The organism is Streptomyces flaveolus (assembly GCF_014648815.1).
GTDB classification, from domain to species: Bacteria; Actinomycetota; Actinomycetes; order Streptomycetales; family Streptomycetaceae; genus Streptomyces; species Streptomyces flaveolus.
In genome coordinates this window covers 46,189-64,111 of the sequence record NZ_BMRV01000009.1, presented here as the reverse complement: position 1 = coordinate 64,111, position 17,923 = coordinate 46,189, and the positions used below count along the sequence as shown (strand labels likewise).

General features: G+C 73.0%; 15 protein-coding genes. 4 read left to right on the top strand and 11 right to left on the bottom strand.

What is annotated here, in order from left to right:
* Positions 1-11: 11 nt before the first annotated feature.
* The gene (locus IEZ05_RS21405; protein WP_373298820.1) at positions 12-1,451 is read right to left on the bottom strand and encodes an aminotransferase class III-fold pyridoxal phosphate-dependent enzyme; all 1,440 of its coding nucleotides are present in this window, start codon (positions 1,449-1,451) and stop codon (positions 12-14) included.
* A 312-nt stretch (positions 1,452-1,763) separates the two neighbouring features.
* Between IEZ05_RS21405 and IEZ05_RS21400 the strand changes: the two genes are divergently transcribed.
* A complete protein-coding gene (locus IEZ05_RS21400; RefSeq protein ID WP_189231803.1) occupies positions 1,764-2,993 on the top strand; it encodes a trypsin-like serine peptidase in 1,230 nt (409 codons plus the stop codon).
* Between the two features lie 100 nt (positions 2,994-3,093).
* Positions 3,094-4,308 carry a trypsin-like serine peptidase gene (locus tag IEZ05_RS21395; RefSeq protein ID WP_189231802.1) on the top strand — a complete coding sequence of 405 codons (1,215 nt, stop codon included), beginning with the start codon at positions 3,094-3,096 and terminating at the stop codon, positions 4,306-4,308.
* Positions 4,309-4,372: 64 nt separating this feature from the next.
* Here the strand turns inward: IEZ05_RS21395 and hflX are convergent, their stop codons facing one another.
* The 6 genes from hflX to miaA all read right to left on the bottom strand — a co-directional run bounded on the left by hflX (position 4,373) and on the right by miaA (position 12,602).
* A complete protein-coding gene (gene hflX / locus IEZ05_RS21390) occupies positions 4,373-5,866 on the bottom strand; it encodes a GTPase HflX (RefSeq protein WP_189231801.1) in 1,494 nt (497 codons plus the stop codon).
* A 146-nt stretch (positions 5,867-6,012) separates the two neighbouring features.
* Complete coding sequence (locus IEZ05_RS21385) at positions 6,013-7,539, bottom strand: M1 family metallopeptidase (protein WP_189231800.1); 1,527 nt, start codon at positions 7,537-7,539, stop codon at positions 6,013-6,015.
* A 115-nt stretch (positions 7,540-7,654) separates the two neighbouring features.
* On the bottom strand, positions 7,655-9,826 hold the full coding sequence (locus tag IEZ05_RS21380) for a RelA/SpoT family protein (RefSeq protein ID WP_189231799.1): 2,172 nt from the start codon (positions 9,824-9,826) through the stop codon (positions 7,655-7,657).
* 216 nt (positions 9,827-10,042) lie between these two features.
* Positions 10,043-10,912 carry a diaminopimelate epimerase gene (gene dapF, locus IEZ05_RS21375; RefSeq protein WP_189231798.1) on the bottom strand — a complete coding sequence of 290 codons (870 nt, stop codon included), beginning with the start codon at positions 10,910-10,912 and terminating at the stop codon, positions 10,043-10,045.
* A 143-nt stretch (positions 10,913-11,055) separates the two neighbouring features.
* A complete protein-coding gene (locus tag IEZ05_RS21370; RefSeq protein WP_189231993.1) occupies positions 11,056-11,556 on the bottom strand; it encodes a hypothetical protein in 501 nt (166 codons plus the stop codon).
* A 107-nt stretch (positions 11,557-11,663) separates the two neighbouring features.
* Positions 11,664-12,602, bottom strand: a complete 939-nt coding sequence (gene miaA / locus IEZ05_RS21365; protein WP_189231797.1) for a tRNA (adenosine(37)-N6)-dimethylallyltransferase MiaA — start codon at positions 12,600-12,602, stop codon at positions 11,664-11,666.
* Between the two features lie 182 nt (positions 12,603-12,784).
* Here miaA and IEZ05_RS21360 point away from each other — a divergent pair, with 182 nt between their 5' ends.
* Together IEZ05_RS21360 and IEZ05_RS21355 are read left to right on the top strand one after the other, a co-directional pair.
* A complete protein-coding gene (locus tag IEZ05_RS21360; RefSeq protein ID WP_189231796.1) occupies positions 12,785-13,054 on the top strand; it encodes a hypothetical protein in 270 nt (89 codons plus the stop codon).
* 24 nt (positions 13,055-13,078) lie between these two features.
* The gene (locus IEZ05_RS21355) at positions 13,079-13,369 is read left to right on the top strand and encodes an antitoxin (RefSeq protein WP_189231795.1); all 291 of its coding nucleotides are present in this window, start codon (positions 13,079-13,081) and stop codon (positions 13,367-13,369) included.
* Positions 13,370-13,588: 219 nt separating this feature from the next.
* Here the strand turns inward: IEZ05_RS21355 and IEZ05_RS21350 are convergent, their stop codons facing one another.
* The 4 genes from IEZ05_RS21350 to IEZ05_RS21335 all read right to left on the bottom strand — a co-directional run bounded on the left by IEZ05_RS21350 (position 13,589) and on the right by IEZ05_RS21335 (position 17,836).
* A complete protein-coding gene (locus IEZ05_RS21350) occupies positions 13,589-14,314 on the bottom strand; it encodes a class III extradiol dioxygenase subunit B-like domain-containing protein (RefSeq protein ID WP_189231794.1) in 726 nt (241 codons plus the stop codon).
* A 50-nt stretch (positions 14,315-14,364) separates the two neighbouring features.
* Positions 14,365-15,882, bottom strand: a complete 1,518-nt coding sequence (miaB, locus tag IEZ05_RS21345; RefSeq protein ID WP_189231793.1) for a tRNA (N6-isopentenyl adenosine(37)-C2)-methylthiotransferase MiaB — start codon at positions 15,880-15,882, stop codon at positions 14,365-14,367.
* Between the two features lie 77 nt (positions 15,883-15,959).
* Positions 15,960-16,619 (bottom strand): response regulator, encoded by a 660-nt coding sequence (locus tag IEZ05_RS21340; protein WP_189231792.1) that lies wholly within the window; start codon positions 16,617-16,619, stop codon positions 15,960-15,962.
* Entirely contained in the window at positions 16,619-17,836 is a 1,218-nt protein-coding gene (locus IEZ05_RS21335; protein ID WP_373298819.1) for a HAMP domain-containing sensor histidine kinase, read from the bottom strand. Before IEZ05_RS21335 ends, IEZ05_RS21340 begins: the two co-directional genes overlap by 1 nt.
* Between the last annotated feature and the right edge of the window lie 87 nt (positions 17,837-17,923).

Here is a 17,923-nt window from a genome sequence, read left to right as displayed (position 1 = left end):
GGCGGCGGGGTTCAGCGTGGAGCGCCCGGTCGGGGGGACGGGGCATGACCGGTGCGGGGTGGCGGGGTCGCGGCCACCGCCTGGACCGCGTCGGCCAGCCGGTCCAGTACCGCCGTCGCCTGTTCCTCGGTGATGGTCAGCGGCGGCAGCAGCCGTACGACGCTCGCGGACGGGCCCGCGCGGTCCACGATGAGCCCGCGGCGCAGGCACTCCCGCTGGACGGCGGCGGCGGTCTCGGGGGCGGCGGGGCGGGGTGCGGTGGCGTCGTGCTCGCCGTCCGCCGCCACCAGCTCGATCCCGATCATCAGTCCCCGCCCGCGCACGTCGCCGACGCAGGGGAACTCCTCGGCCAGGCCCCGCAGGCGGGCCAGCACGCGTGCACCCAGGGCGCCGGCGTGCTCGGCGAGCCGGTGCCTGCGGACGTGGGCGAGGGTCGCCGCGCCCGCGGCCAGGGCGAGTTGGTTGCCGCGGAAGGTACCGGCACCGAAGTCCCCCATGTGCAGGTCCTCGTGGTGGACTACCGCGGCCAGCGGCAGGCTGCCGCCGATCGCCTTGGAGAGGACGAGGACGTCGGGGGTGATCCCGCTGTGCTCCACGGCCCAGAAGGCTCCGGTCCGTCCGACTCCCGTCTCGGTCTCGTCGGCGATCAGGGGCACGGACCGCTCGGCCGTGATCCGCCGCATGCGCCGCATCCAGGCGTCGGGGGCGGGCACCACCCCGTCCCCGCCGTGCACCGGTTCGAGGATCAGCCCGGCGGGCGGCGCCTGCCCCGCCCGCCGGTCGTCCAGCACGGACTCGGTCCGGCGGGCGGCGAGTTCGGCGCCGCGCTCACCACCGACGCCGAGGGGGCAGCGGTGGTCCTGCGGGTACGGCAGCCGTACGAGCCGTGCGCCGCCGACGTCACCCGGTACGGCGAACTGGTCGGTTGCCGGGGCGTGGTCGGCATCGGTGAAGGTGAGGACCCGGTTCCGTCCGGTGGCGTCGCGGACGAGTCCGACGGCGGCGGCGACCGCGTCCGTGCCGGCCGGTCCGCAGAACCGCACGCGCGCGTGGGCGGCCAGGCCGGGGGGCAGGGTGTGCAGCAACTCGGTGACGAAGGCGTCCTCCACCGGGGTGGTGAGGTTCATGACCTGCAGCGGGGCGCCGGACTCGAGCACCTTGCGGATGGCCTCCAGCACAACCGGGTGGTTGTGCCCCAGGGCCAGCGTCCCGGCGCCCGAGACGCAGTCCAGGTAACGCCGGCCGTCCGCCCCCTCGATGGTGAGACCCCGCGCCCGGACCGGCACGACCGGCAGGGCGCGCGCGTACGTACGGGCCGCGGACTCGCGCGCCGTCTGTCGCTTCGGTGGGCCCTCGGCGGCGCTCACCCGCGCGGTCGCCCCGCCCTGGGGGCGCTCCCCGCCGGCGCTCCCGCACTCGGACGCCAACTCCCCGTACGCGGTCTCCGCCACGGCTCCCTGTCCTCCCGCTGTCCAGAGGCGAGTCGCGCATCCTGTCGCCCTCGTCGCCGCCCTCGGCACGGGGACCGCGTCCGGACAGCAGGCCCCCCACCGCTACCAACCCCCGGCCGTTCACGGGGTTACGGGTTGCCTCAAGATCCTTGCCGTGACGTAACCGTTGCCGTTCCGTCGGAACTCCCCCACAGCGACCGCATAGTGTGTGGTGCCGTTCCAGGACGCCGTGCCGGCCTCACGGACCCGACTCGGGTTCGGCGAGAAGCGCGGCCGCAGCACCACTCGTTCACAGCAGGGGGAGTCAACACCATGCGATCCATACGGCCGTCGTTCACCACCCGCGGGCACAGGGGCGGGCGGCGCAGAACCTCCCCCTTGCCGGCCGCCGTGGCACTCGTCTCCGCACTCGTGCTCACCGCCACCGCCTGTGAGTCGGGCGACGCCGAGGCGGGCGGCGACGCCTCGGCCTCCGCGTCCACGGCGGACGGCGGCAACGGTGAGATCAGGATCCCGGATCACATCAAGGACAAGCTCAAGGAACACGGGATCGACGTCGACGAGTGGAAGAACGGCGCCTGGAAGAACTGGAACAAGGACGACTGGCTGCGCGAGGCGCAGGACTACGTCAACCCGATCATCGAGGACCTCTGGGACCCGGACCGCATGCGGGACGCCGAGGAGCCGGACAAGGGTGTCGACGACAGCGACATCTCCGGTGACCAGGGAGTCACCGACCCGGAGCCGCAGCCGGTGCAGGCCGAGGCCGTGCCGCCGTCGTACCACGAGAACGCCGCCACGGCGGGCAAGGTGTTCTTCGACTCCCCCGAGGGCACCATGGTCTGCTCGGCGACGGTCGTGCAGGACCCGGCGCATCCCGGCAAGTCGAACATGGTGTGGACGGCGGGCCACTGCGTGCACGCGGGCAAGAAGGGCGGCTGGTACCGCAACATCGCCTTCGTGCCGTCGTACAACGACTCCGGCAAGTCGACCGCGGAGCTGGAGAACGCGACGAAGGAGGAGGTCGCTCCCTTCGGCGTGTGGTGGGGTGACTGGGCGCAGACCTCGGACCAGTGGATCGAGCAGGGCGGCGCGACGGGCGGCGACGGCGCCTCCTACGACTTCGCTGTCATCCATGTGACGCCGGAGAAGGGCAGCAACGGCAAGTCGCTGGAGGAGACGGTCGGATCCGCGCTGCCGGTGGACTTCAAGGCGCCCGCCGTGCCGCAGGTCGAGAGCATCACCGCGACCGGTTACCCGGCCGCGCCGCCGTACGACGGACAGAAGCTCTTCCAGTGCGCGGACAAGCCGGGCCGGCTGTCGCTGAACACCGCGGAGCCGACGATGTACCGGATCGGCTGCACCATGACCGGCGGTTCGTCCGGCGGCGGCTGGGTCGCGGCGGGCTCCGACGGCAAGCCGGCGCTCGTGTCCAACACCTCGATCGGCCCGGTGACGGCCGGCTGGCTGGCCGGCCCGCGGCTGGGCGAGGAGGCCAAGGGCGTGTACGACGCGGTCAGCGGCAAGTTCGCCGGTCAGTGACCGGACACTGAGCACACAGGGCGGTGGGGTGCGCCGGGCGGACGCCGGCACCCACCGCCCATTCCATGCGGTTCGTACATCCAACGGGGGTCGACTCACCATGCGTTCCACACTTGTGTCCGCCGCGCCACGGCGCGGGCGGCGGCGCACCGCACTCGTCGCCGCCGGGCTGGTCGCCGCTCTGGCGCTCACCGCGACCGCCTGCGGCGGTTCCGGCGAGGACGAGGCCGATGCCAGGCCGAGCGGCGGCACCTCCCGGGCGGCCGACTCCGCCGGCGACGGCCGGGTCGAGGTCCCGGCCGGCCTCGCCGACCGGCTCAAGGAGCACGGCATCGACGTCGACGACTGGAGGGACGGGGGCTGGAAGGACTGGGACAAGGACACGTGGCTCAGTGAGGCCAAGGACTTCGTCAACCCGGTGATCGAGGGCCTGTGGAAGCCGGAGCGGATGAGGTCCGCGAAGGAGGCCGACAAGACGGTCACGACGCAGGACGCCGCCTCGGACCAGGGCGTCAGCGATCCGGAGCCGGCGCCGGTCGAGGCCGAGGCCGAGAAGCGGCCGTACCACGAGAACGCCGCCCCGGTCGGCAAGGTCTTCTTCGACTCGCCCGAGGGCCCGATGGTCTGCTCCGGCACGGTCGTCACGGACGTGAACCACCCGGGCAGGTCCAACCTCGTGTGGACGGCCGGTCACTGCGTGCACGCGGGCGGCAGCGGCGGCTGGTACCGCAACATCGCTTTCGTGCCGTCGTACAACGACCTCGGCAAGTCGGAGACCGAGCTGGCCGACGCGACGTCCGTCGAGATGGCCCCGTACGGCACCTGGTGGGCCGACTGGGCGTCGACCTCCGAACAGTGGATCCAGGGTGGCTCGGAGACGGGCGGCGACGGGGCCGCGTACGACTACTCGGTGCTGCACGTGAAGCCGGAGCAGGGCGGCAAGTCGCTGGAGGAGACGGTGGGCGCCGCGCTGGACGTGGACTTCTCCGCCCCGTCCGCGGCCGAGGCCGGCAGCATGGGCGCCTGGGGCTACCCGGCCGCCCCGCCGTACAACGGCCTGGAGATGTTCAAGTGCGTCGACCGGCCGGGCCGGCTGTCGCTGAGCCCGTCGCTGCCGACGATGTACCGCATCGGCTGCTCCATGACCGGCGGTTCGTCCGGCGGCGGCTGGTTCCGGGTGGTGGGCGGCGAGACCAAGCTGGTCTCGAACACCTCGATCGGTCCGCTGGAGAACACCTGGCTGGCGGGCCCGCGGCTGGGCCCGGAGGCCGAGGCGATGTACCAGAACATGAGCAGGACCTACGGCGGTCAGTGATCCGCACAGGCCGAGGGCCCGCCTCCTGCGTCGGCAGGGGGCGGGCCCTCGGTCGTCACGGCCTTCAGGCGAGCGGCGCCGGAGCGTACGGCGTGAGCTCCGCCGCCAGCTCCTCGTGCACCCGGACCTTGATCAGGGTGCCCTCCGGGGTGTGCTCCTCGGAGATCACCTCGCCCTCGTCGTGGGCCCGGGCGACCAGCTTGCCGTGGGTGTACGGCACGAGCGCCTCGATCTCGACCGACGGGTGCGGCAGCTCGCTGTCGATGAGTGCGAGCAGCTGGTCGATGTTCAGGCCGGTGCGTGCCGAGACCGCGATGGACCGCTTCTCGATGCGCATCAGCCGCTGGAGTGTCAGCGGGTCGGCCATGTCGGCCTTGTTGATCACGACGATCTCCGGCACGTCGGTGGCGCCGACGTCCCTGATCACCTCGCGCACGGCGGCCAGCTGCTCCTCCGGGGTCGGGTGCGAACCGTCGACCACGTGCAGGATCAGGTCGGAGTCGCCGACCTCCTCCATCGTGGAGCGGAACGCCTCGACCAGGTGGTGCGGCAGGTGCCGGACGAAGCCGACGGTGTCCGCCAGGGTGTACAGCCGTCCGCTCGGGGTCTCGGCACGGCGCACGGTCGGGTCGAGGGTGGCGAACAGCGCGTTCTCCACCAGCACGCCCGCGCCGGTGAGGCGGTTGAGCAGCGAGGACTTGCCGGCGTTGGTGTAGCCCGCGATGGCCACGGACGGCACTTTGTTGCGCCGGCGTTCCTGGCGCTTGATCTCGCGGCCGGTCTTCATCTCCGCGATCTCCCGGCGCATCTTCGCCATCTTCTCGCGGATCCGGCGCCGGTCCGTCTCGATCTTGGTCTCACCGGGACCGCGGGTGGCGAGGCCGCCGCCCTTGCCGCCGCCCATCTGCCGGGACAGCGACTGACCCCAGCCTCGCAGCCGCGGCAGCATGTACTGCATCTGCGCGAGCGCCACCTGCGCCTTGCCCTCTCGGGACTTGGCGTGCTGGGCGAAGATGTCCAGGATCAGGGCCGTACGGTCGATGACCTTGACCTTGACGACGTCCTCGAGATGGATCAGCTGACCGGGGCTGAGCTCACCGTCGCAGATGACGGTGTCGGCGCCGGTCTCGACGACGACGTCACGCAGCTCCAGGGCCTTGCCGGAGCCGATGTAGGTGGCCGCGTCGGGCTTGTCGCGGCGCTGGATCACGCCGTCGAGCACGAGCGCGCCCGCGGTCTCCGCGAGGGCGGCGAGCTCCGCGAGGGAGTTCTCAGCGTCCTGCACGGTGCCCGTGGTCCAGACGCCGACGAGGACGACCCGCTCCAGGCGGAGCTGGCGGTACTCGACCTCGGTGACGTCCTCGAGCTCGGTGGACAGGCCCGCCACCCGGCGCAGAGCCGCGCGGTCGGAGCGGTCGAACTGCTCGCCGTCCCATTCCGAGTCGTTCTCGTGGCTCCAGGCGACGTCCTCTTCCATCAGGGCATCGGCCCGAAGGCCCTCGAGGTAGGTCTGCGCGAGACGCTTGGTGTCCTGGGAGGGGGAAGAAGAGGAGGTCATTGGATCCTTACGTAGCTGGGAAACGTGTCGCGCGGCACTGGTACCGCGACACTGTGCACAACGCGCGAGCCGCCGGGGAGATTCCCGCGGCCCGTGCCGCGCCGTCCCGAAGATGGTCGCACGGCACGGGCCGTCTCGTCACCGGCTTATTCCCCGCGGGCCTTGCCGGTGGGGGCCGGCGGTGCCTTGTCGGCCGCCGTCGGCTTCCAGTCCGGGTGGCCGGGCATCGGCGGGGTCTTCTTGCCGTACAGCCAGCCCTGGAGAAAACGGCCCAGGTCACGGCCGGCGATCTCGGAGGCGAGGCGGACGAAGTCCGCGGTCGTCGCGGTGCGGTCCCGGTACCGGACGGCCCATTCCCGTTCGAGGCGCTCGAAGGCCGGGGCGCCGATCTCCTGGCGCAGGGCGTAGAGGACGAGCGCGGCGCCGTCGTAGACGTTGGCCCGGAAGATGCCGGTCTTGCTGCCCTTCTTCGGCGGCTCGGGCGCGGCCGGGGGTCCGCCCGCCGCGCGCCAGCGGTCGGACGCGCCGTAGGCGGCCTTCATCCTCGCCTCCAGGGGCCGGTCCGCCTTCTCCTCGGCGTACAGGGCCTCGTACCAGGTGGCGTGTCCTTCGTTGAGCCAGAGGTCGGACCAGGAGTGCGGGCCGACGCTGTTGCCGAACCACTGGTGGGACAGCTCGTGCACCATGATCGACTCTACGTACCACCGGGGGTAGGCGGGTTCGCTGAACAGCTCCCGCTCGAAGAGGGACAGCGTCTGGGTCTCGAGTTCGAAGCCGGTGGTGGCGTCGGCCATGAGCACGCCGTAGGTCTCGAAGGGGTAGCGCCCGACCTTGCTCTCCATCCAGGCGATCTGGGCGGGGGTCTTCTTCAGCCACGGTTCGAGCGCCGCGCGGTGCTTGGTCGGCACGACGTCGCGCACGGGCAGGCCGTGGGGGCCGGTGCGGTGGAGCACGGTGGAGCGGCCGATGGAGACCTGGGCCAGTTCGGTCGCCATGGGATGTGCGGTCCGGTACGTCCAGGTGGTCGACCCGCCGGACCGGTCCACGGCCGTCGGCAGCCCGTTCGCGACCGCGGTGAGCCCGTCGGGTGCGGTGACGCGGATGGTGAAGCGCGCCTTGTCGGAGGGGTGGTCGTTGCAGGGGAAGACCAGGTGGGCGACGTCGGCCTGGTTGGCCATGGCGAGCCCGTCGGCCGTGCGCACCCAGCCGCCCTGCCGGTCCTCGGGGTACACGGGGTCGCTGCTGTGCCGCACGGTGATCCGCGTCCGCTCGCCCGCGTCGAGGGGCTCCCCGGGCGTGACCACGAGATCCTCGCCGGCCGTGGCGAAGCCGGCGGGCTCGCCGTCGACCTCGACCGACTCGACCTTTCCGTGGGCGAAGTCGAGGTTGACCCGGTCCAGGCCGGCCGTCGTCCGGGCGTCGATGGTGGTGACAGCCTTCAGCGGCTTGCCGTTGCTTCCGGAGTAGATGAAGGACAGGTCGTAGGCGGTCACGTCGTACCCGGGATTGCCCAGGTGCGGGAAGAGCCGGTCGCCGACGCCCAGCGGGACCGGCGGCGCGCTCGCGGCGACCAGGGAGACGGAGACGGCCGAGGCGAGCAGCGCCGCGGCCCTGAGCCGGCGGCGGGCATGCGCGCGGGGGCGGGAAGCCGGGGTGTGAGGGGTGTACAGCATCCCCCACGGCTATCAGCGCGCACGCGGGCCGCGGCGACGGCGCGCGCCCGGAGCACCCGAATGGACACGCCGTACCGGCACCGCACCCTGACGGCCGGTCCGGCAACGCTGCGGCTCAGGCGCCCGTCGGCTGCGGTTGCGCCCTGCTCACGTCGTAGACGCCGGCCACGTCGCGCATCGCGCGCATGAGGGCGGGCAGCCGGGCGGCGTCCGGCAGCAGCACGGTGTAGCTGTGGCGGACCCGCTGCCGGTCGGGGGGTTCGACGGTGGCGGAGACGATCTCGGCGCCTTCGAGGGCCATGGCCTCGGTGAGGTCGGCCAGGAGATGCGGCCGGCCGAACGATTCGGCGAGCAGCGTGACCCGGCACTCGGTGGTCTCACCCCAGCGCACTCCGACCTCCGGGCGCCCCCCGCTCTTCATGCGCGCCACCACGGCACACTCCGCGCGGTGCACGGTCACCACTCCCCCGCGCACCGCGAAGCCGGTGATCTCGTCGGGCGGTACGGGGGTGCAGCAGCGGGCCAGCCGCACGGTCGCGCCGGGCCGGTCGACGAGCACGTCGGCGGGCGCGGGGCGGGTCGCCGGTCCGCCCGCGGTCGGACGCGGGGCGGGCGTCTCCGGTGCCGGCGGGGAGGGCCGACCGCGGGTCGTTTCCTCGGTGTCGGCCGGTGCCGGACGGGCCGCGAGCCGACGCTGGATGGCGATCCGGGCGGCGGGTGTGTGGGCGTGCTCCAGCCACTCCCGGGAGGGCTCGGAGGCGGGGTCCTGCCCCATCAGGAGCTGCACGGTGTCGCCGTCCCGGAGCACCGTGCTCATCGTGGCCAGGCGGCCGTTGACGTAGGCGCCCATGGCCGCGTGCGCGTCCTCGCCGTACTGGGCGTACGCGGCGTCCACGCAGGTCGCGCCCTCGGGCAGGCCGAGGGTGCCGCCGTCGGGGCGGAAGACGGTGATCTCCCGGTCCTGGGCGAGGTCCTCGCGCAGGGTGGACCAGAAGGTGTCGGGGTCGGGTGCGCCCCGCTGCCAGTCGAGCAGCCGGGAGAGCCAGCCGGGCCGGGTGGGGTCGACGCGCTCCTCGTCGCCCGTGCCCTGCTCCTCCGCCGGTGTGGCGTAGGGGTTGCCGAGCGCGACGACTCCGGCCTCGGCGACCTTGTGCATCTGGTGGGTGCGGATGAGGACTTCGACGACCTGGCCGTCCTGCGCGCGGGCCACGGCGGTGTGCAGCGACTGGTACAGGTTGAACTTGGGTACGGCGATGAAGTCCTTGAACTCGGAGACGACGGGCGTCATGCAGGTGTGCAGTTCGCCGAGGACGGCGTAGCAGTCGGCGTCCTCCTGGACGAGGACCAGCAGACGGCCGAAGTCGGCGCCGGAGAGCGGGCCGCGCTTGCGGGAGACGCGGTGCACGGAGACGAAGTGCCGGGGCCGGATGAGGACCTCGGCGGTGATGTCGGCCTCGCGGAGCACCTTGCGCACCTCGTCGGCGACGGCGGCGAGCGGGTCGTCCGTGCGGGCCGCGTTCTCGGCGATCAGCTCCCGGGTGTGCGCGTGCTCCTCGGGGTGCAGCACCGCGAAGACGAGGTCCTCCAGCTCCGACTTGAGCGCCTGGACGCCGAGCCGTTCGGCGAGCGGGATGAGGACGTCCCGGGTGACCTTGGCGATGCGCTCCTGTTTCTCCTGGCGCATGACGCCGAGGGTGCGCATGTTGTGCAGCCGGTCGGCGAGTTTGATCGACATCACGCGGACGTCGTTGCCGGTGGCGACGAGCATCTTGCGGAAGGTCTCGGGCTCGGCGGCGGCGCCGTAGTCGACCTTCTCCAGTTTGGTGACGCCGTCGACGAGATAGCGGACCTCGGCGCCGAACTGCTCGCCGACCTGATCCAGCGTCACGTCCGTGTCCTCGACGGTGTCGTGGAGGAGGGAGGCGGTCAGGGTCGTGGTCTCCGCGCCGAGTTCGGCGAGGATCAGGGTCACGGCGAGCGGGTGGGTGATGTACGGCTCGCCGCTCTTGCGCATCTGGCCGCGGTGCGAGGACTCGGCGAGCAGATAGGCACGGCGCAGGGGGTCGAGGTCGGCGTCGGGGTGGTGGGCACGGTGGGCCTCGACGACGTGGCCGATCGCGTCGGGCAGCCGGTCGCGGGCGGCGGTGCCGAGGAGCGCAGCGCGGCCGAGACGGCGCAGGTCGATACGGGCCCGGGCCTTCCTGCGGGGCGCCGCCGGTGTGGCGGCACCGGCGACCGGCGGCGTCACAGGGCCTGGGCTCGCGGGATTCACGGCCTCCGCATTCATGGGCACCTCCGGCTGCACGGACCGGCGGACGGGGTGCCCCAGGGCGGACACGGCTCAGGGGATGGCATCGATCCCCCGTCCGGGCCGGTGCTTGATGCTATCGAGCCCATCACGTACCGCCGACCGCCTCTCGCCGAGCGTGAAACGGATCACCCATTCGAGCGAAGGCCCGAGGGTTTACGTTTTCGCACTGAGTGTCATGGACCGGGCTGTGGTTCAGCTCAGGACCTCCTCCAGCCATGTCGTGTCGATCTCGCCCTCGGCCACGATCACCGCGGGGCCGGTCATCTCGATCTCGCCGTCGGGTCGTTCGGTGATCACCAGGGTGCCGCCGGGCACGTCGACGGTGTACGTCACCGGGGTGCCGGTGACGGCCGGGTCGACGCCGTCCCTGCGGGCGGCGGCGACGGCGACGGCGCATGCGCCGGTGCCGCACGAACGGGTCTCACCGGAACCGCGCTCGTGCACGCGCATCGCCACGTGACGGGGGCCCCGGTCGACCACGAACTCGACGTTCACCCCGTCGGGGTAGGCCGCGGCCGGGCGGTACGGAGGCGGGTCGTACAGCAGTCCCGCGTGCTCCAGGTCGGCGACGAACGCCACGGCGTGCGGATTGCCCATGTTCACGTTCCGTGCGGGCCAGCTGCGCTCGCCGACGCTCACCTCGACGTCGCCCTCGGGGAGCAGTGCCCGGCCCATGCCGACGGTGACGTCGCCGTCCTTGGAGAGGTGCACCCGCTTCACGCCCCCGCGGGTGGCGACGGCGAGGTCGCCGGCGGTGACGTGGCCGGCGTGCTGGAGGTAGCGCGCGAAGACCCGCACGCCATTGCCGCACATCTCGGCGACCGAGCCGTCACCGTTGCGGTAGTCCATGAACCACTCCGCCTCGGCCGCCATGTCCTTGGCCTCGGGGTGCGCCGCGGACCGCACCACGTGCAGCAGTCCGTCACCGCCGATGCCCGCGCGGCGGTCGCACAGGGCGGCGACGGCGGCGGGCGGCAGGTCGACGGCGTTCTCCGGGTCCGGGACGATCACGAAGTCGTTCTCGGTGCCGTGACCCTTGAGGAAGGCGATCCGCGTGCTCATTCCTCGATCGTACGGCGTACCGGCGGCACGACGACGAGCGCTCCGTTCCTCGGGACGGCAGCCGCCCGCACGCGGGCCCCGACCGGCACCGGCGGCAGGGCCGCGCAGGGGTGTCGGGGGACGGTGCCGGCGGGGCGGGGGCGTCAGCCGCGCAGGCGGGCCACCCGCCACACGGCCAGGACGACGACGGCGGCGACCGCGACGGCGTACGCGAGGATCACCCGCCAGTCGGCACGGCGTCCCGAACCGCGCTGCGGCAGGCCCGGCCAGGTGTGGCCGACCCGGCGGGCGGCCATCATGCCCCAGCCTGCGGCGCAGGAGCAGATCAGCAGCCCCAGCATCGCGATCACGGCCCCGCTGTCGCCGAAGTCGAAGGCGAGCGGGAAGGCGAACATCAGGGAGCCGAGCGAGGCCAGGCACACGATGGGCGCGAGCTGCCAGATCCGCAGCCGCCGCTGCGGGCGCAGCTCCACCTCGACCTCGTCCCCGTACATCTCGTCGGGCTCGGGGCCGTCGGTGACCACACCGTCCGGCGTCTCGTCGGGACCGTCGGGGCTCAGGCGGGCTCCGTCCGGCTCCGCCTCGCCGGGGTCGGCGGTGCCGTGCTCGGTGCTCGGTGCGGTGTCACGAGGGCCGGCCTCCATCGCCACGCGCCCTCCCAACTAGGACTCACTCGGTCGATCGAAGCTCGATGATGGCACGGCGCCGAAGGCCGCGATGACGGCCGGGGCGTCCCGATGCCATCACGTGATCAGGCTGTAACCGGTCGTTCGACCAACGACAGCGCGAGGCGCGGAAGTTCCGTGCGATCCGCCACAGCCCCACTCAACCAGTGCACCCGCGGATCGCGCCTGAACCACGAATCCTGACGGCGCGCGAAGCGCTTGGTGGCACGGACGGTCTCGGCCCGCGCCTCCTCCAGCGTGCACTCGCCGGCGAGCGCCCCGAGCACCTGCTGGTAACCCAGCGCGCGCGACGCCGTACGCCCCTCGCGCAACCCCTGTGCCTCCAGCGCCCGCACCTCGTCCACCAGGCCTGCCTCCCACATCCGGTCGACCCGGCGCGCGATGCGCTCGTCCAGTTCGGGGCGGGCCACGTCTACGCCGATCTGCACGGTGTCGTAGACCGAGTCGTGGCCGGGGAGGTTCGCGGTGAAGGGCTTGCCGGTGATCTCGATCACCTCCAGGGCCCGCACGATCCGGCGCCCGTTGCTCGGCAGGATCGCCCGCGCGGCGCCGGGGTCGGCGGCGGCGAGGCGCGCGTGCAGCGCCCCCGAGCCGCGCAGCGCGAGCTCTTCCTCCAGCCGGGCCCTGACCTCGGGGTCGGTGCCGGGGAACTCCAGGTTGTCGACGGCGCCGCGGACGTAGAGACCCGAGCCGCCGACCAGGATCGGCCAGCGTCCCTCGGCGAGCAGCGCGTCGATCCGCTCCCGCGCGAGGCGCTGGTACGCGGCGACCGAGGCCGTGACGGACACGTCCCAGATGTCGAGCAGGTGGTGCGGGACACCGTCGCGTTCCTCGGGCGTCAGTTTGGCGGTGCCGATGTCCATCCCTCGGTACAGCTGCATGGAGTCGGCGTTGACGACCTCGCCGCCGAGTCGCTGGGCCAGGAAGACGCCCAGATCGGACTTTCCGGCCGCGGTGGGACCGACGACGGCGATGACGCGGGGGGCGGGGGGTGCGCTGCTCACCGCCCCAGTCTCCCAAACCTCGCGCCCCGCTCTCGAACGAGTTACGTGACGGTGCCGGACGGGACTCGTTGCCCGTTGCGGGGTTCTCACCCCCGACGCACCGGGGCGCCGGCCGCGACCGCGCGAGCGGACGCACCGGATGCCGCGGGATTTCGCCCGCACGAGTAACGTATGGAGTTGATATGGGCGTTTTTGCACGGCTTTTTCGGAGGTCGAAGACCACGGAGGAAGCGTCGGCCGCCGAGACGCGGGCCGAGACACCGGCCCCCGGGAGCACGGCGGACGAGAAGGTGGCCGAGGCGAACGGACCGGCCGACACCGGCGTCGGGGAGACGGCACCGGCGGTGACGGACACCGCGGAGGACGCCGACTCCGAGAGCGTCGGGATCCCCAAGCAGCAGTCCGCGGGGGAGGCCGTCGACAACGAGGCCGACAAGGGCGCCCGCACCTGACCGCCCCGTGAGGGAAGGCGAACCATGGGTCTGCTGGACAACTTGAAGGCCAAGCTGGGACCGGCGAAGGGCAAGGTCTCCGACCTCGCGCAACAGCACGGGGACAAGATCGACCGCGGTCTCGACAAGATGGCGAAGACCGTCGACGAGAGGACCAAGGGCAAGTACAGCGACCGGATCCAGTCGGGTACGGGCAAGGCCAAAGGTGCCATGGACCGCCTCGCCCACAAGGACGACGGAGGTGCTCCGGGCACCCCGCCCGGTGGCACGCCTCCGGCCGGGCCACCGCCGGCGGGCCCGCCGCCGGCTTCCTGACGCGCCCGCGCGCCTCGGCACGAACGGGACGCGCATCGGCGTGAACGGGCCGACCACCGGGACGCCGACCGGCACACTGACGGACGGCCGCGGAGCGGATCAGCTTCGCGGCCGTCCGCCGTCGCGTTCCCGGCACGCTCGGGGTCTCTTCCCCGCTTCGTACGGCGACCCGTTCGCGGTCCGTCCGGCCGGTCCGTCCCCACGGTTCGGTACCCGTGCCTACGTCCAGGCGGCCGCCACGTATCCCACTCCGTACGGCGCGTCCTCGTACAGCAGCGCGCCGGTGAGGGCCGTACCCTCTGCCGCGCCCGCGAGGACCTGCCAGGGGGCCCGCCCGGACACCTTCAGCTCGCGGGCCAGTCCGGCGTCCAGCGCCGCGAGGGCGGCCACGTCGGCCGTCCCCAGGGCACGCCCGGCCGCCGCGTCGAAGGGCGCCGCCCGCTCGTCCAGGTATCCGGGGGCCTTGAGGGTGCGGCACGCGCTGGCGTCTCCCAGCACCAGCAGCGCCACCCGCGGTGCCCGCGTGGCGATGTCGCGGCCGAGGGCGGCACACCGCTCGGCCGGGAGGTGCTCGCCGACGCCGAGTCCCTCGACGGGGGCGTCGGCCCATCCGGTCCGCCGCAGCAGCCAGGCGCCCACGGCGAGTCCGTACGGCAGCTCGATCCCGGGCCGCGGGTCCTCGCGCGGAGTCTCGTCCGGGCCGAGGCGCACGTCCAGCTCCACACCGAAGCCCCGGAACGAGCCGCGCGTGCCCGCCGGATAGACCTCGGGCCCGGCGTCCGGCGCGGGTCCGACGACCACGAGCCGGTCGGGCCGGGCCGCGGCGAGCACGCCCAGCGCGTCCGTGCACGCGGCGCGCGCGGCGTCCAGCTCGGGGGCGGCACCCGCGGCGACCTCCGGCACGAGGAGCGGCGGACAGGGGCAGACAGCGGCGGCGACAAGCATGATCGGCAGCGTAACCCCGTCCGGCCGGGGCCGGGCACCGCGCCCTGCGGTCAGTCGCAGCCGCAGCCGCTCGCCACGGCGGGCTGGGGCTCGGGCACGCCGATCTTGGGCAGGCCCAGCATGACGCCGGCCGGCTTGGCCTGCTCGGCGGCGTTGCGCTTCTCCCAGGCGTCGCCCGCACGCGTACGGCGCACGTCGAGCACCGCGCCCTCGGCGAGGAGGTGGTGCGGGGCGGCGTAGGTGATCTCCACGGTCACCACGTCGCCGGGGCGGACCTCCTGCTCGGGCTTGGTGAAGTGCACGAGGCGGTTGTCGGGGGCACGGCCGGAGAGGCGGTGGGTGGTGCCGTCCTTGCGGCCCTCGCCCTCGGCGACCATCAGCTCCAGCGTGCGGCCGACCTGCTTCTTGTTCTCCTCCCAGGAGATCTCCTCCTGGAGGGCGACGAGACGCTCGTACCGCTCCTGCACGACCGCCTTGGGGATCTGGTCGTCCATCTCGGCGGCCGGGGTGCCGGGGCGCTTCGAGTACTGGAAGGTGTAGGCCTGCGCGAACCGGGCCTCGCGCACCACGTGCAGGGTCTGCTGGAAGTCCTCCTCGGTCTCGCCGGGGAAGCCCACGATGATGTCGGTGGTGATCGCCGCGTGCGGGATGGCGGCCCGCACCTTCTCGATGATCCCCAGGTAGCGCTCCTGCCGGTAGGAACGGCGCATCGCCTTCAGGACCGGGTCCGAGCCGGACTGGAGCGGCATGTGCAGCTGCGGCATCACGTTCGGCGTCTCGGCCATGGCGGCGATGACGTCGTCGGTGAAGTCGCGCGGGTGCGGGGAGGTGAAGCGGACGCGCTCCAGGCCCTCGATGTTCCCGCAGGCGCGCAGCAGCTTGCTGAAGGCCTCGCGGTCGCCGATGTCGGAGCCGTAGGCGTTCACGTTCTGCCCGAGGAGGGTGATCTCGCTGACGCCCTCGGCGACCAGGGCCTCGACCTCGGCGAGGATGTCGCCGGGGCGACGGTCCTTCTCCTTGCCGCGCAGCGCGGGGACGATGCAGAAGGTGCAGGTGTTGTTGCAGCCGACCGAGATGGAGACCCAGGCCGCGTAGGCGCTCTCGCGCCGGGTGGGCAGCGTGGACGGGAACGCCTCCAGGGACTCGGCGATCTCGACCTGCGCCTCCTCCTGCACGCGGGCGCGCTCCAGGAGCACGGGGAGCTTGCCGATGTTGTGCGTGCCGAAGACGACGTCGACCCACGGCGCGCGCTTCACGATGGTGTCGCGGTCCTTCTGCGCCAGGCAGCCGCCGACCGCGATCTGCATCCCGGGCCGGCTCGCCTTCTTCGGGGCGAGGTGGCCGAGGTTGCCGTACAGCTTGTTGTCGGCGTTCTCCCGCACGGCGCAGGTGTTGAAGACGACGACGTCCGCGTCGCCGTCGGCGCCCTCGGGGGCGCGGACGTAGCCCGCGTCCTCCAGCAGCCCGGACAACCGCTCGGAGTCGTGGACGTTCATCTGGCACCCGTAGGTGCGTACTTCGTAGGTGCGCGTGCCGCCCACTGACTGGCTCCGGTCGATGCTGCTCATGGCAATAAGGGTAGGCGGTCCGCGACGGTGGCCCGGGCCGCCTGTGGACAACCGGGGTCACGGCAGGTCAGGGCTGGTCAGGGCTCGATGAGGCCCGCGCGGATCGCGTACCGGGTGAGTTCCAGGCGGTCGCGGACGCCCAGTTTCTGCAGGAGGTTGGCGCGGTGGCGTTCGACGGTCTTGGCGCTGATGAACAGCAGCTCCCCGATCTCCTTGGAGGTGTGGCCCTCGGCGACGAGCTTGAGGATCTCCTCCTCGCGTTCGGTGATGGGCCGCTCGGGCAGCCCGCCGCCGCCGTGCAGGCGGTCCAGGTAGGAGCGGACGAGCGCCCGCTCCGCGCCCGGGTAGATGAACGGCTCGTCGCGCACGGCCGCGCGGCACGCCTCGACCAGGTCGCGGTCGGCGACGGACTTGAGGACGTATCCGCAGGCCCCGGCCTTGAGGGCCTCGAAGAAATACTGCTCGTTGTCGTACATGGTCAGGATGAGGATGCGCAGCCGTGGCAGGCGGCGGGAGAGTTCGCGGGCCGCCTGGAGGCCGGTCATGCGGGGCATGGCGACGTCCAGGACGGCGAGGTCGACCTCGGTGGCCCGGGCCGCCGCGACGGCCTCGGCGCCGTCCCCGGCCTCGGCGACGACCGTGAGGTCCGGTTCGCCGTCCAGGATGAGGCGCACTCCGCGGCGGACGAGGGTGTGGTCGTCGGCGAGCAGGACGCGGATCGGGGGCCGTGCGGACATCAGGTGCGGTCTCCGGGGCGGTCTGCGGCTGGGTCCGTGGCCGGGGCTGCGGTTCGGTCCGTGGCCGGGGCTGCGGCTGGGTCCGTGGCCGGGGCTGCGGTTCGGTCCGTGGCCGGGGCTGCGGCTGGGTCCGTGGCCGGGTTCGCGTCCCCGGGCAGGTGCGGGGACGGAACGTGCGGCTCCCCGGCCGGGACCGGGATGCGCAGGCGTACGGCGGTGCCCCGGCCGGGGGCGGGTTCGAGGTGGATCTCGGCTCCGATCAGCAGGGCCCGTTCGCGCATCCCACGGATGCCGGCGCCCTCGGGGGCCTCGCCGAGGCCGGCGCCGTTGTCGCGGACGAGCAGTTCGATGCCGCCCGGCAGCGGCCGCAGGGTGAGGTCGGCGCGGCCGGCGGCGGAATGGCGGGCGGTGTTGGTCAGGCTCTCCTGGGCGACCCGGTAGATCACGAGTTCGGCCTCCGGGGTGAGCGGGGGGAGGTCGCCAGGGACGTGGTGGGCGACGGTGAGCCCGTGGTGCGTGAACTCGGCGGCGAGCGCGCGCAGGGCGCTGGCGAGGCCGAGCTCCTCCAGGACGCCGGGGCGCAGCCGGCGCGCGATGCGGCGGATCTCGTCCAGACCGGCGCGGGTGGCCTCCTGGGCGAGGGACACCTCCTCGCGCAGCTCGCCGGGCACCCGGTCGGCGACGCGCTTGAGCTGGAGCAGGACGGCGGTGAGGGTCTGGCCGACCTCGTCGTGCAGCTCGCGGGCGATGCGGTGGCGCTCGCGCTCCTGGGCGTGCAGCGCGCGGCCGGCGCCGGCGGCGCGTTCGGCCTGGAGCCGGTCGAGCATCGTGTTGTACGTCGCGATCAGCTCGGCGGCCTCGGCCGGCCCGGCGACCTCCGGGCGGGTGCCGGGCACCAGAAGGTCGGCAGTGCTCATGGCGCGGCCCAGCCGGTGCAGCGGGGTGAGTCCCAGGCGCAGGACGACCGCGTTGCCGGCCAGCAGGGCGGTGAGGCCGGCGAGCAGGATCAGGGCCTCGTGCGGCAGGACCGGCGTCGAGACGGTGACCGGTCCCAGCAGCAGCGCGGTGGCCACGACCAGGCCCACGGCGTTGAGCGAGAAGATCCGCCAGAACAGCGACACGGTCCGCTTTCCGCTCCTCCCGGCCCTCGCACGCAACACGGCCGGAACCAGTCTCGCCGCCCACGACCGGCCGCGTATATCCGTCACGACACCCATACCGCCACCGTACGTGCGGGTGACAGCATGGCGAGGTCGCGCGCACGTCCCGGACGTGCGGAAACGCGCAGCAAGACACGCAAGACA